At 52.0% G+C, this 14,681-nt stretch carries 10 protein-coding genes and 1 pseudogene; 7 read left to right on the top strand and 4 right to left on the bottom strand.

Translation table 11 applies throughout. From position 1 onward, the window contains the following. The first annotated feature begins 127 nt into the window (after positions 1 to 127). Entirely contained in the window at positions 128 to 3,058 is a 2,931-nt protein-coding gene (locus tag ABEW34_RS12060; RefSeq protein WP_430158787.1) for an S-layer homology domain-containing protein, read from the top strand. Positions 3,059 to 3,125: 67 nt separating this feature from the next. Here the strand turns inward: ABEW34_RS12060 and ABEW34_RS12055 are convergent, their stop codons facing one another. After that, positions 3,126 to 3,422 (bottom strand): DUF6509 family protein, encoded by a 297-nt coding sequence (locus ABEW34_RS12055; protein WP_430158784.1) that lies wholly within the window; start codon positions 3,420 to 3,422, stop codon positions 3,126 to 3,128. A 422-nt stretch (positions 3,423 to 3,844) separates the two neighbouring features. Here ABEW34_RS12055 and ABEW34_RS12050 point away from each other — a divergent pair, with 422 nt between their 5' ends. From ABEW34_RS12050 to ABEW34_RS12025, 6 genes and pseudogenes are all read left to right on the top strand, one after another. Further along, on the top strand, positions 3,845 to 4,552 hold the full coding sequence (locus tag ABEW34_RS12050) for a response regulator transcription factor (RefSeq protein ID WP_430158782.1): 708 nt from the start codon (positions 3,845 to 3,847) through the stop codon (positions 4,550 to 4,552). Further along, positions 4,549 to 6,021: pseudogene (locus ABEW34_RS12045) on the top strand (sensor histidine kinase). Before ABEW34_RS12050 ends, ABEW34_RS12045 begins: the two are co-directional and overlap by 4 nt. A gap of 137 nt (positions 6,022 to 6,158) precedes the next feature. After that, positions 6,159 to 6,824: a GntR family transcriptional regulator gene (locus ABEW34_RS12040; protein WP_430158779.1), complete on the top strand. Its 666-nt coding sequence runs from the start codon at positions 6,159 to 6,161 to the stop codon at positions 6,822 to 6,824. Positions 6,825 to 6,848: 24 nt separating this feature from the next. Beyond that, positions 6,849 to 8,540, top strand: a complete 1,692-nt coding sequence (ilvD, locus tag ABEW34_RS12035; protein ID WP_430158776.1) for a dihydroxy-acid dehydratase — start codon at positions 6,849 to 6,851, stop codon at positions 8,538 to 8,540. Positions 8,541 to 8,712: 172 nt separating this feature from the next. Continuing rightward, on the top strand, positions 8,713 to 9,480 hold the full coding sequence (locus ABEW34_RS12030; protein ID WP_430158773.1) for a PepSY domain-containing protein: 768 nt from the start codon (positions 8,713 to 8,715) through the stop codon (positions 9,478 to 9,480). 129 nt (positions 9,481 to 9,609) lie between these two features. Next, entirely contained in the window at positions 9,610 to 10,242 is a 633-nt protein-coding gene (locus ABEW34_RS12025; protein ID WP_430158770.1) for a PepSY domain-containing protein, read from the top strand. 206 nt (positions 10,243 to 10,448) lie between these two features. On the opposite strand, the gene ABEW34_RS12020 is transcribed toward ABEW34_RS12025, so the two are convergent. The 3 genes from ABEW34_RS12020 to ABEW34_RS12010 all read right to left on the bottom strand — a co-directional run bounded on the left by ABEW34_RS12020 (position 10,449) and on the right by ABEW34_RS12010 (position 14,574). Then, positions 10,449 to 11,411 carry an RluA family pseudouridine synthase gene (locus ABEW34_RS12020; protein ID WP_430158767.1) on the bottom strand — a complete coding sequence of 321 codons (963 nt, stop codon included), beginning with the start codon at positions 11,409 to 11,411 and terminating at the stop codon, positions 10,449 to 10,451. Positions 11,412 to 12,089: 678 nt separating this feature from the next. Beyond that, positions 12,090 to 13,418, bottom strand: coding sequence for a dicarboxylate/amino acid:cation symporter (locus ABEW34_RS12015; RefSeq protein WP_430158764.1), 1,329 nt, complete (start codon positions 13,416 to 13,418; stop codon positions 12,090 to 12,092). Between the two features lie 115 nt (positions 13,419 to 13,533). Then, positions 13,534 to 14,574: a DctP family TRAP transporter solute-binding subunit gene (locus tag ABEW34_RS12010; RefSeq protein WP_430158762.1), complete on the bottom strand. Its 1,041-nt coding sequence runs from the start codon at positions 14,572 to 14,574 to the stop codon at positions 13,534 to 13,536. Between the last annotated feature and the right edge of the window lie 107 nt (positions 14,575 to 14,681).

Genomic DNA, 14,681 nt, shown 5'->3' with positions numbered 1-14,681 from the left:
ATAAATACCGGCCCAAAATAGAGTAAAATAGTTTAGATAAAGAAGCGAGCGCATGCAAATTTCGATCCTCACAAATGTTTGCGCTTACAGAAATAGGAACCTTATAATTGAAAGGGTGGAATTTATATTGGTTATACGAAAATTTGGCAGCCTGCTGACAGCAGCGGCATTAACGGCTTCGCTAGTAGGAAGCGCAGCGGCAGCGCAAGCGGAGGACACTAACGGCAGCAAACCAGCTACGCAGCTGCCCGCCTACGATTGGGGCAGAGCGAAGGTCGTGGGCGGCGGCTTTGTTCCCGGCATTGTGTATAATCCTTCCGAGAAGGATTTGATTTACGCGCGGACAGATATTGGCGGAGCTTATCGCTTTGATCCCGCGACGCAAAGCTGGATTCAGCTCTTGGATTTTGTGGGCTTCGAGGAATGGAGCATGCTGGGTGTGGAAAGCATCGCAACGGACCCTATGGATACGAACCGGGTTTATGCGGCGGTAGGCACTTACACGAACGATTGGACAGATACGCCGGGCATGATTTTGCGCTCAACTGACAAAGGAAACAGCTGGCAGCGCACGGTGCTGCCGTTCAAGCTTGGCGGCAATATGCCGGGGCGCTCGATGGGCGAGCGGCTGGTCATTGATCCGAACGACAATCGGATTTTGTATCTCGGAGCGCGCAGCGGCAATGGCTTGTGGCGCAGTACGGATTACGGTGAAACCTGGAGCAAGGTAGACAGCTTTACAGCGAGCGGCAACGTAAAGGATTATTTTGACGATATCGTTGGCGTAGCTTGGATTACGTTCGATCAAGCGACGGGCTCGAAGGGCAAGAAGTCCCAAACGATTTATGTGGGCGTGGCTGACAATGAGCAAAGCATATACCGCAGTACGGACGGCGGGGAAACATGGGAAGCTGTAGCGGGGCAGCCGAAGCAAGGCTTTGTACCGCATCATGGGGTGCTGGACGGCAAGGGCCATCTATACGTTACATACAATGAATTTGTCGGCCCTTATGATGGCGGCAAAGGCGCCGTGTGGAAGCTGGATACGGCAACCGGCGTATGGACCGATATTAGCCCTACCGGAAATACGGACAATCCGTATGGCGGACTGGCTGTAGATGCGCGGCAGCCGAATACGCTAATGGTAGCGACGATGAACAAGTGGTGGCCGGATGATGTCATTTATCGCAGCACAAATGGCGGCGCGACGTGGGAGCCTTTCTGGACGCTCGATTTTTCAAAAAATCCGAATCGGGAAAATCGTTTTACGATTGAATATTCAGATTCTCCTTGGCTGGACTGGGGCGAGAAAAAAGAGCTTCCCGAAATCGCGCCGAAGCTTGGCTGGATGATTGGCGATCTGGAAATTGATCCGTTTAATTCGGACAATATGATGTACGGCACGGGCGCAACGTTATTCGGCGCGAGCAACTTAACGGATTTTGATAAAGACAAAAAGGTCGATATTACCGTCATGGCAGATGGTATTGAAGAAACAGCTGTGCTTGGCCTCATCAGCCCGCCGTCAGGGGCGCCATTGCTGAGCGCGATGGGCGATATTGGCGGCTTCCGCCATGAAAGCCTTGACCAAGCGCCGGAGATGATCACAAGCCCGTATATCGGTACGAGCACGGATATTGATTTTGCCGAGCTGAAGCCAGATATCGTCGTGCGTGTCGGCCATGCAGAAGGGACAGCAGCTAGAATGGGCGTTTCCACAGATAACGGCAAAACGTGGACGCCAGCAGCGAACGCATGGACAGCGGCAGAGGAGGACAAAACAAGCGGCGGCTTTGCTGCTGTAAGCGCAGATGGCGGTGCAATCGTATGGAGCCCGAGCAGCGCAGATGAGCTGGCAGCACGTCCGGTCAGCTTCTCCACCGATTTAGGAAAAACGTGGACGGCGTCCAAGGGCTTGCCGGAGAAGGCACGCGTGTCGGCTGACCGGGTAAATCCGAAGCTTTTCTACGGCTTCGCCGCTGGTGTGTTCTATGTCAGCAAAGATGGCGGAGCGACGTTCACCGCATCGAAGGCGACAGGCTTGCCGCAAGTGATAACGAGCAATTTCAAGGCGATGCCGGGCAAAGAGGGCGACATCTGGATCGCTGGGGCAAAAGATAACAAAAAGGTCGATAGCGCCTACGGCTTATGGCATTCGACCGATGCGGGCAAGACGTTTACGAAGCTTGCAGGCGTAGAGGAAGCGGCAACGATTGGTTTTGGCAGGGCAGCTCCGGGAAAAACGAATATGACGCTTTATTCCTACGCCAAGATCGGCGGCAAATTTGGCATTTTCCGCTCGAAGGATCTCGGAAAAAACTGGGTTCGCATCAACGATGACCAGCATCAATTTGGCTCCGCAAATACGGCGATTACAGGCGATCCAAGAGTGTATGGTCGTGTCTATATGGCGACGAATGGGCTGGGTATTGTCGTTGGCGAATTGAAGGATGACGTTAGCTACGAGTTCACGGATTTGGGCGGCGTGTATGCGGAAGCGCAGCAGGCAATTGCTTTTTTATATGGCAAGGGCGTTGTAACGGGGAAAAATGAGACGCACTTCCAGCCGGGGGCGCAGGTCACTAGAGCGGAGTTCGTCAAGCTGCTCGTTGGCACGCTGGGACTCGCGCCGGAGGGTGAGTCAAGCTTTGCAGATGTGCCCGCAAGCGCCTGGTATGCGCCATATATTGCCGCAGCTGAGAAAGCGGGCATTACAGCGCTTTTGGCGCAAGGAAACGGCGGAGAAGGAAGCCTATTCGAGCCGAACCAGCCGATTACACGGCAGGATATGGCGGTAATGCTTGCCAGCGGCTGGAAAGCAATAGGCCAGACGCTGGCGGAACTGCCTGCTGGCAGTGTGCCTGTGTTCACCGATAGTCAGACCATTGCTGCTTATGCGAAGGACGCTGTAGCGCTTGTGGCACAAGCGGGATTAATGAAAGGCAAGCCGGACGGCAGCTTCGGCGCGATTGATCCTACAAACCGTGCAGATGCGACAGTCGTCATTTATAGGCTCACTACGCTATTCTCGCAAGCTCAGGCTGCAAAAACAGAGTAATAAACGAAGGGCTGGCTCGCAAGCAGATGTATATGCTTGCGGGCCAGCCCTATTTTTCAACAGCCTTCTATTCGTCTGCTTCGTGCCAATGCTCCAGGCAGAAGGCAAGCACAAGCTGCTCTTCCTCGTCTTCCAGCTCAAAATCCAAAATGCGCTCGGTTTCGCGCTCGATAATTTCGTGCTTGGCAAGCTTGGCCTCGTCGCCATCCTTGGCAAATACCGCACGCACATAAAGCCCTTTAGGCGAATAAATATCGTCGTCCTCGGCTGCTTCAATATCGATTATAAACTCGTAGCGTTTTCCGGTTAAAATGCCGAAAGGGTCTTTAATATATTGCACGCTATAGCTGGAAATTTCAATCATCGTATCATCCTTTGATGTGGTTTTCCTTCCATTATAGCAGAGTTGCTTCGCGCAGGCAGGCTTTCCTATGTATGAGCTGGATTTATTAGCCCGATTTATGTGCTTTGTAGGTATTGTCGCCTTTAGGCGGCAGGACGGAAATAGCGATTACAAGTTGTGCCAAATAACGGCGGAGCTTCATCAAATGGACCCCCTCGCATAATCATAATCATATACAAGCTTGTAGCTATTATTAATCGTCTTGTCGAAATTTGAAACAGAAGTATTCCAATTTATTGGAATAACAGTTTGTCATTTGGGTATTCGCGATTGCTGCTTGGCTCGGTTGTTGCTTCCTCTGCCACAAATAGCCTAATATAAACGTAATCACACATGCTGGATTGAGGATGTGGGCAGGAGCGGAGAGACAGGGAGGGACAGCGATGAATGAGTCTATATTAATTGTAGAGGATGAGCAAAAAATCGCCCGAGTGCTGGAGATTGAGCTGGAAGCGGAAGGTTATCGCGTCTCCAAGGCGAATGACGGCTTGCAGGCGCTTGAGCTGTACCGCACGGGCGAATGGGATCTAGTATTGCTTGACGTTATGCTTCCAGGCATTAGCGGCATCGAAATTTTACGGCGAATCCGGGCGGCCGATGCAGCTACGCCGGTTATTTTGCTGACGGCTAAAAGCTCCGTAGAGGACAAGGTGTCTGGGCTTGATCTGGGCGCTAACGATTATATGACGAAGCCTTTTCAAATGGAGGAGCTGCTGGCGAGAATTCGGGCGGCGATTAGACAGCGCTTGATTCCTTCAGAGGCAGGAAGCGCAGAATTAATGGACGGGACATGGCTGCTGGCGGGCGATTTAAAGCTGAATGAGACGACGCGCGAGGTTATTCGTTCGGGCAAAAGCATCGAGCTGACGCCGCGGGAATTTGATTTGCTCAGCTACCTGCTGAAGCATCAGCGCCAAGTGCTGGGACGCGAGCAAATTGTTGAGGCAGTCTGGGGCTACGACTACTACGGCGACACGAACGTCGTTGATGTATATATTCGCTATGTGCGTAAAAAGGTCGATACTGGCTTTGCCAGCGAACTGATCCATACGGTGCGCGGAGTCGGCTACGTGCTCAAGGAAGCGCAATGAAGCTGCGCAGCCGGATTCATCTTTATTCCTCTGCCTTATTCGCTGTTTTGCTCGTAGCTATGAATTTGTCCGTCTATGCGCTGTTCAGCAAATTGACGATTGCGAGTCAAATGGAGCGGGTAGAGGCGGAGGCTATGAAAATTTCCGAAGGCATGCTGAGGTCGGCCGGGACGGTTCCGACCGCAGATTTGCTGCGTGCGTATGTGCCCCTGAACGGCATGCTGCGCATGGTGACAGCCGAAGGAACGGACAAGCTGCTGGTCACGGCGTCAGGCGAGCAGCGGCTTAGCGAGCGGGAAGCCGTTTATACAGAGGAGAAGCGGAGTGAAAGCATTGATTTCAAGGGGAATAGCTATGCGCTAGTATCGATTCCCGTCATTTGGACGGATGGTGCAGTCGTCAATATTCAGGTGACGGAAAGCGTGCAGGACACGGCAGACCAACTGAAGGTGCTGCAAATTGTATTGCTGGCGGTAACGGGCATCGCGATGATTCCTGTTATCGCATCAGGGCGCCTGCTCGGAAGCCTCATCGTGCGTCCCATCGCCCATATGACGCATACGATGCGGGCGATCCAGCGCAGCGGCACGTTTATCAAAATCCAGCCGGAAGGAAAGTCGCAGGATGAGCTTGCAGAAATGGGAGCGACCTTCAATGAAATGATCGCCTTGCTGGAAACGAATTTTGAGAAGCAGGAGCAGTTTGTTTCGAATGCCTCCCATGAGCTAAAAACGCCGCTTACGGTCATTGAAAGCTACGCCAGCTTATTGAAGCGCCGGGGGCTGGATCGTCCCGACCTGTTCGTCGAATCAATCGATGCGATACACTCCGAGGCGGTGCGAATGAAGGAGATGACCGAACAGCTGCTGATGCTGGCCCGCAACAAGGAGCAATGGAACTTAACGATGGAGAGCGTTGATCTGGCACAGCTCGCCAGCGAGTCGTCCAAAGCCTTCCAGAAGGCGTATGGACGGGATATTCAGGTGCGGCTTGCCAGCGATGAAAGCAGCAGAAGCAGCGACAGCAGTGGAGGCAAGCTGGCTGGGGCGGACTTAGAGGCAGCAGAGTATTCGCTGCATTCGGAGATCGGGGTGGAAGGCGGAGGGCCGGGCATTTATGGGTATGCAGATGCGAATAAGCTGCGCCAATAGCTATTTATTATGCTGGATAATGCACGAAAATACAGCAGCGCTGCGATTACGCTGGAAGTTGGCGCGAGCGGCGATTACAGCGAGATCCGGGTCATTGACCGGGGCATCGGCATTCCACAGGCCGCGCTGTCTAAAGTTTTCGACCGCTTTTATCGGGTCGATGAGGCTAGAAGCCGCCACGACGTTGGCGGTGCTGGGCTTGGGCTCGCGTTGGCGAAGGAAATCGCCGCAGCTATTGGCGCTAGTCTAGCGCTTGCAAGCGAGGAAGGCGTCGGAACGACGGCGACGATTAGATTGAAAAGAACGGAAGCAGGATAATAGCAGCTATACGATAATTGAAGCAGCCCGAAGCAGTCCAGAGGGCTGCTTTCTTTTTTTTATATAGGAATGGATAAAAAAATGATTGATATACGTATATGTATGCGATATATTACATACAAGAAAGGAAGATGCATATGCCTATTCCGAGCCATTTTACAACTCCGATTAAAATTTCAGCGAAAGAACGAGCACTTTCTCAAATTCAGCGATGGATAATTGATGGCACGCTGCTTCCCGGCGAGAAGATTGGCGATGCAGAGCTGGCGGAAGCTTTAGGGGTCAGCAGGACGCCTGTCCGTGAAGCCTTGCAAATTCTTGAGGTGCAGAAGCTCGTGGAGGTACATCCGGGCAACTATACGAAGGTCAAGAGCCTGGAGAAATCCGATATTTTGAAAATGTATTCGACGCTGGCCTCCTTGCACGCATTAGCAGCAGAGGCGGCTGCCAGTGTCATTGTACCCGAACAAATTGAACAGCTGAGGCAGCTGAATGCCGAGTTCTCAGCGGCGATTGAACAAGGGCAGCCCTTTCAGGCGATGGAACTCGACGAGCAGTTTCATAATGTGATCGTGGAAGCCGCAGATAATGAATATCTGGCCTCTTACAGCGCTTCGCTCCAAGTACATATTCGCCGCTTTAAATATGTGTTTCTAAAACAGCCTGTTCAGGCGACGCATGTATCAGTCGAGGAACATCAGGCAATTATTGAAGCTATGGAGGCTGGCGACCCTGAACGGGCGGCAGCTATGATGAAGCAAAATTTACTGCGCCCTATGCGTGAGCTTTATGCCATTATTTAACCAACAATGAGGGGATGGATGAACATGTCCGAGAAGGAAGATTTGCGTGGACGCAGCAAGGATATAAGCGAAGGGGTAAACCGGATGCCGAACCGGGCGATGCTGCGGGCGGTAGGGTTTCAGGATGAGGATTTCAAAAAGCCGATGGTTGGCGTGGCCAGCACATGGAGCGAAGTAACGCCGTGCAACATTCATATTGACCAGTTGGCGCGTGAGGCGAAGGCTGGGATCAAGCAGCATGGCGGGGCTCCGCTTATTTTTAACACCATTACGGTGTCTGATGGCATTTCCATGGGGCATGAGGGGATGCTGTTCTCGCTGCCGAGCCGGGAAACGATTGCCGATTCCATTGAACTCGTTGTGAATGCTGAACGTTTTGACGGACTCGTGGCGATTGGCGGCTGTGACAAAAATACCCCGGCTTGCCTCATGGCCATTGGCCGGATGAACCTTCCGTCAGTTTATGTATATGGCGGCACGATCCAGCCAGGGAAGCTGCATGGCAAGGATGTTGATATCGTTACGGCCTTTGAAGCAGTCGGGAAATATCAGGAGGGGCAGCTGACGGATGAGGAGCTGCATGAGGTAGAATGCAGTGTTTGTCCAGGCGCTGGCGCATGCGGCGGAATGTACACGGCGAATACGATGGCTTCGGCGGCAGAAGCAATGGGCATGGCGCTCCCTGGCTCCTCCTCTACGCCAGCCATTGCCCCGAATAAAGCGGTGGAATGTACGGAAGCGGGCAAAGCGGTAATCGAGCTGCTGAGAAAAAATATTCGCCCCCGCGACATTATGACGCTGAAAGCTTTTGAAAATGCGATTACCGTCGTCATGGCGCTCGGCGGTTCAACGAATGCGCTGCTTCACCTGCTGGCGATCGCGCATTCGGCTGGTGTGAAGCTGACGCTGGATGATTTTGAACGGGTGCGCAGCCGTGTTCCCCATTTGGCTGATTTGAAGCCGAGCGGCAAATATGTGATGCAGGATTTGAACAACATCGGCGGTGTGCCGGGCGTGATGAAGCTGCTGCTTGAGAAAGGGCTGCTGCACGGAGACTGCTTGACCGTAACGGGCAAAACGCTTGCGGAAAACTTGGCCGAAGCCGAGCCTCTGGAAAGCGGACAGGATGTCATTCGTTCCTTTGATCAGCCATTAAAGCCAACAGGACCTTTGGTTGTGTTGAAAGGCAATTTGGCACCAGAAGGGGCAGTCGCTAAAATGTCGGGCCTTAAAAAGATGCGTTTTAGCGGCCCTGCGCGAGTATACGACAGCGAGCAGGAGGCTGCCGATGCGATTGCGCGCGATGAGATTAAAAAAGGCGATGTGCTCGTCGTTCGTTATGTCGGGCCGAAGGGCGGACCCGGCATGCCGGAAATGCTGTCTATTACCGCGATGATTAGCGGGAAAGGACTTGGCGGCGAAGTGGCGCTTATGACCGATGGACGCTTCTCGGGCGGCTCGCATGGCTTTGTTGTGGGACACGTCACGCCTGAGGCTCAAGTGGGCGGGCCAATCGGCTTGCTGCAAGAGGGCGATATCATTACAATCGATAGCGAGACGCAGGAAATGAACATGGAAATTTCGGCTGAGGAATTTGAGTCAAGGCTTGCGAAGTGGGTGCAGCCGCCGCTGAAAGTAAGAACAGGCGTGTTAGGCAAATATGCCCGGCTCGTATCCTCCGCTTCGCAAGGCGCGGTGACTGATCTGGATTTGTAATTAGTCTAGACTAGGCTTTGGCAGGGTAGGTTAGAGAGCGCCGACTTGAACCGTCGGCGGTTTTCGTTCTCACCAAATTCTAATCCACAGGTTATATAATAGGTTGTAATACAGCATGCCTTTCAAGCAGCGAGCTTGGAAGGCATGTTTCTGATATAAATGGGGTGTGAGGATGCGGCAAAAGCGAAAGAAACTGATGCTTGGCATAACGATAGCTTGTGTGGTCATTATCTGTATTGCGGGAGGATTATGGTGGCAATCTGCTGCTGACGCCCAGCCTTCCATTACGGAGGAGCAAGCGAGCGAGCAGGTTCTTCAGCAATACGTTGGGAAAATCGTTAGCGCTAAGCTCAGCGACAGCGTCTATGAAGTTAAGCTGCAGGCTGAAAAGGGCATGTATGATGTGGCTGTTGATGCGAAAGGTGGAGGCATCGTTTCCATAAAGCTAATAGATGGCGGGCTGCCTGCTGCTGGGGAAACACCTCCCGTTTCGTCAACAAATCAGCCAACCGATGCCCCAGCTTCAGAGCAAGCAGCAGAGCCGACGCCGGGCCAGAGCCCAGTGGCAACGCCAGCCCCGGAGCCAAGCATAAGTCCAGCGCCAAATCCGAGCCCAGGGCAAAGCACAAGTCCAGCACCAAATTCAAGCCCCAAGGCAAGTCCGAAGCCGAGAGACGGTAACGGTATAGGAGGAAAGCCGCCAGCGGCGTCACCTGCCAAACAGGGCATATCTCCAGACGAAGCCGAAGCGATTGCGCTTAAGGAGGTAAAAGGCAAGGTGGAGGATATCGAGCTGAAAAGCTCCGACCGCAGCCGATATTATTTAGTTGAAATCGATACGCCAGATGATCGTGAGGCAACGGTACAGGTGCATGCTGTAACGGGAGCCATCATGTCGATTACATGGGATGAGGACGATGACGATCAAGAGGACGACTGAGTTTAAATGAGCGCCAGCTCAGCTTTTTATCATCAAATTCTAATGTTGCTGTCATGGTCATCTCATTTGCCGCAGGTAAAGTAAGGATGAGACAAGCGAGAGACATTTGAAAATGGGAGGAACAAGATAATGATGAATAAAAAAATCTGGATTGGCGTTGTATCGGTTACGTTGGCGCTCGGCGCAATGGGCGGTGCGGCAACGGCTGCTTCAAATACAAAAACCTTGATCGGCAAAGCCGAAGCGAAAAAGATCGCCTTGAAGCATGTAGAGGGCCGAATTGACGGTGTAGACCTGGAGCGGAATCAAACAGGCATCTATTACGAGGTGGAGGTCGAGCGCGGAGCCTATAAGGATGAAGTCGATGTGCATATCGATGCATACAGCGGCAAGCTGCTAGGCATTTATGACAGCGATGAGGAAGAGGATGACCGCCGTGGAGCTCAAGTGACGACAGCACCAGCGGGAACAGCGTCAAACGCAGGGACAGTAAATCAGCCAGCTGTGAGTCCATCAACCAGCACGGGAACGACAGCCTTAAAGACGGCTGAACAGGCTGGCGCTATTGCGGTTGCGAAAGTTGGAGGAACAGTAGTCAAGGTTCAGCGTGATCGTGACGATGGCAGAATCATTTACGAGGTTGATCTGCGCATCACTGGCGGTAAAGCCGAAGTGGAGGTTGACGCAGCAACGGGAAAAGTGCTGTCCGTGGATAAAGATTACGACAACGACGATGACGATGATCGTTATGATGAGGATTAAGCAATAGACTGATTTCAAAAACAAAAAACAGAGGCAGCCTTGGACGAGAGAGCTAAGTCCGGGGTTGTTTTTTTGAGTTAGTAAATCCCGTTTAGTTGGCTTTTCCGCAGCATAAATAGGAATAAGCAAATGGCAAAAAGGGAAGGGAGCGTCTGCGGATGCTCTCTTCCCTTTTTCATAGTAGGCACAAAGCTGCTCATGCAGCTTTAGCGCTGTTTTCTTGGTGCTTGGCCAGCCTGCGGGGCTGGAGCAGCATTTTTAAACGGATTAAGAAACAGCTTGGGAATACCCGTATCAAAACGGAGCAGCTTGCCGGTCAGCGGATGCTCGAAAGAAAGCACGCGCGCATGCAGGCCAAGCCTGCCAATAGGCTTGAGCCGTGCTCCATATTTTTTATCCCCGGTAATCGGATGGCCGATGTCCTCCATATGGACGCGGATCTGATTTTTGCGGCCAGTCTCCAGATGCACTTCCAATAAGGAGAAGCTGTCGCTTGCTTGAATCAGCTTGTAGTGGGTTACGGCATGCTGTCCATCATTCGGATGAGAGCTGGAATACATTTTCAGCGTGCTGCTTTCCTTGAGCCACGATTGAATGGTGCCCTCGGGCTTGCGTACTTTGCCTTCTACAAGCGCTACATAGGAGCGCTCCTTGACGGCTTCCTGCCAGTTGTTTTGGAGCGCTTGCTGCACCTTCTCGGTTTTGGCAAACATCATGACACCCGAGGTGTCACGGTCCAGGCGATGCACGACGAAAATCCGATTTTTCGGATCAAAGGTTCGAACATGCGCCGTCAGCTGGCGGTAAGCGGTAACCTCCTGCTCATCCTTGGATGAAGCGATCGACAGCAGTCCCGCATCCTTCTGTACGACGATAATGGCATCGTCCTCATGCAAAATGGTGAGTCCCATAAGCGGCGGCGCTTCTACCGCTTTTTCCGTATTTATGGAAACCGTCTGCCCGACTTCGAGCGGGAAATTATATTTTGTCTGTACGCGCCTATCGACCGATACTTGCCCACGGGCCAAAACCGATTTTACCGAATTGCGCCCCATGCTCGCCAAGTGGATCAATAAAAAAGCCAGCAGCTCCGACGGCTCATTGACCGTGAATTGCTTGGCCTGCGCGGCTTTACGCGGCTTGCCGCCTTCATTTTGTTTCCTAGACATGCTTAAATACCCCCTGCTTGTTCACTGCTGCTATCACTATACCACGGTTGGAAGGGATAATTCTATGCAGGGCGGTTGAAAAATAGCGAGCTGGCCAGCTTAGGCTAGCTTTCTCATGAACTCTTAATTAAACGAACCATGCAAGGATCTATTGGGGGGACACAGCAGCAGCTAATTTAACCGAATCATGGGTTATGGCTCTGCTTGCGGACTCAGAAGCCGCTAATACACTGCCTTTAGCCATTTTGACGGGATGAGGGGGGCGATAACGGATTTCCAGTCCGCTTACGGCCTGAATTCGAGTTAAAAGCGTGAATAGCGGAACCTCTGTCCGGAGAGTAAAGTGAGTGGAGAGCATAATGAAGTATGGAGGGAAAACATCAGGAGAGAAGGCTATTGTTTCATTACATTAGGAGAGGTGAAGGGAAATAGACGGAGCTAATTTGAAACAATTCCTATTGCAAGAGGCCCTATTTGAGAAAGTGGCTGAAGGTTTTTGGTTGTATGCAAATAATTGGAGAGTGGATGAGCCAGAAGAATTAGATGGGGAAGGGATGGATGATTCAATTAGTTTCAAAATATAATATTGATAATATTATCGACAAAAGCGCAGTGTCCCTGTATTGGCAGGACGCTGCGCTTTTTTAGGCTTTGTGAGCAAGTTAGCTGGAGCCGAGCTTAAGACTGCTCCGCAGCAGGCTTAACGAGATTTCCAGCGAGACCCGTGCTTGCAGCAGTAGGAGCAGGCTCGGCTTTCGCGTCTACAGCCGCTTCCGGCGCGCCGCCTGGATGAAATTCATTTTCCATCTTGGCGACGACGACGGTTGCGACGCCGTTGCCGATCAGATTCGTGATGGCTCGCGCTTCAGACATGAAGCGGTCAACGCCGAGCAGCAGCGCCATGCCAGCAACGGGAATGCTTGGGAATGCGGCAAGCGTTGCTGCCAGCGTAATAAATCCGGAGCCCGTGACGCCAGCCGCTCCCTTGGACGTCAGCATCAGTACGCCAAGCAGTGTAATTTGCTGCCAAAGCGACATCTCAACGCCGGATGCCTGAGCGACAAACATCGCAGCCATGGACAAATAAATCGCCGTACCGTCAAGGTTGAACGAGTACCCGGTTGGAACGACGAGTCCAACGACCGGCTTGGAGCAGCCGTATTTTTCAAGCTTATCCATCATGCGCGGCAGCGCCGATTCGGAGGACGAAGTGCCGAGCACAAGGAAAATTTCATCCTTGATGTAACGGATAAAGCTGAAAATGCTAAAGCCATAAAAGCGGGCAATCGAGCCGAGCACAAGGATGATGAACAGCGCCATCGTAATGTAGACGGAGCCCATCAGCTTGCCAAGCGAGGTCAGCGAGCCAATGCCGAACTTGCCGATGGTGTAGGACATCGCTCCGAAAGCAGCAAGCGGGGAAAGCTTCATAATCATATTGACGATGCCGAAAAAGCCATGCGACAGCTTGTCAAACAGCTGGGTAACCGGCTTTGCCGATTCTCCCATCGCCGTAAGCGACAAGCCGAACAAAATCGCGAATAGGAGAATCGGCAGCAAGTCGCTGCCAGCCATGGCCGAAATGACGTTATCCGGAATAATGCCGAGAATAAAATCAACCATGCTGTGGCTGGACTGAGCAGCTGCGTCGGTGTACTTCGTAATGTCGCCGCTCGCCTTGCTGGCATCAATGCCTGCGCCCGGCTTCACGATATTGACGACGAGGAGACCGATCGCAAGCGCCACCGTCGTCACAATTTCAAAATAGAGCAGCGCCTTGCCGCCGATGCGGCCGACTTTTTTCATATCGCCCATATTGGCAATGCCGTTTACGACGGTGAAAAAGACGATGGGCGCAATAACCATTTTGATCAGCTTAATGAAGCCATCAGCAAGCACTTTCATTTTCTCGCCAAACTCCGGGAAGAAATGGCCGAATAAAATACCTACAACAATAGCACACACGACTTGGACGGTTAGGTTTTTCAGGTTGAATTTCAGCTTCATGAGGAGGCCCCCACTTTCTTTTATCAAAATGAAAACGCTTTAATTTCGTTTGCGTCCTCATTGTAAAAGAAGGAGAGCCTCCGTCACAAGCATACGGTCATATTGTTCGTTTTGGTTATTTTGGTCGCGCGATTTCCTTCATCAGCGGTTCCCCGATAATTTCATAGTATTGGTCATAAATCGGCAGAAAAGCCTGCACCCATTGCTCCCGCTCCTGCGGCGTCAGCGTATGGATGTCAATATCCTTCAATAGCTTGAGCTGGCGAAGCTGCTGCTCCTGCATGGCTGCTGTATTTTGCTTCATCCACTCGGTTGTTTCTGCAAGCGCGCTCTGCAGCTCGGCCTGAATGCCCGGGGGGAGCCCGTCCCAGAAGCTTTCGTTGAACATGACACCATAGCCGAGATAGCCATGATTGCTAATCGTCATATAATGCTGTGTCTGGTAAAGCTGCTTCGTAAAAATGTTGGAAATCGTATTTTCCTGTCCATCTACCGTGCCTTTTTTTAAGCTTGCAAATACTTCGTTGAAGGGAATTTTACTAGTAGTGGCACCTAGTGCCTGAAACTGGCTGACCAGCACATCGCTTGGCAATATGCGAAAATTCAGCCCTTTAAAATCCTCGGGTACCCGCAGTGGACGGACGCTGTCGGTCATTTGCTTGAAGCCGTTGCTCCAGAAGGCAACACCTTTTATATGATGCCGCTCCATTGAGGCAAATAATAGCTCGCCTAATGTGCCATCAAGCGCCGAATCGACGGCATGCTGATCAGCGAAAGCAAACGGCAGGTCCATAATGAGCCAAGCGGGGTCAATGACGCTGAGATTGGAGTAGGCCGGCGCGATCATTTGGATATCACCACGTTTGAGTGCCGCGACCTCGGTATCCTCGGTATACAGCATGCCGTTCGGAAATACTTGAATTTCGACGGCGTCATTCGTCTTTTCTTTCACGAGCTTGGCGAAATGGCTTGCCGCCAGTCCTTTCGGTGTATTTTCCGCGACCACATGGCTGAATTTAATGACGATCCGCTCTTTTAGTCCCGTCTGTTCCTCATCAAAGGGCAGGGTACGAGTCGCCTCGGGACGGAAGCCGAACAAAATGGCCGCCAGCAAGCCTACAGCAATAAAGCTGATTATACCGATTGCGGTTTTCATGTTTGACCAATCCCCCCGTTCGCCAGATTAGCAGCATGTGCCGCAGTTGCTATTTTACCCTCATTATTTCACAATAGAGAAAAAACGTAAACGAAGCAAATAGGGAG

This window comes from Paenibacillus algorifonticola (genome assembly GCF_050481745.1).
Lineage (GTDB): Bacteria > Bacillota > Bacilli > Paenibacillales > Paenibacillaceae > Pristimantibacillus > Pristimantibacillus algorifonticola_A.
This window is presented reverse-complemented; position numbering and strand designations above follow the sequence as displayed.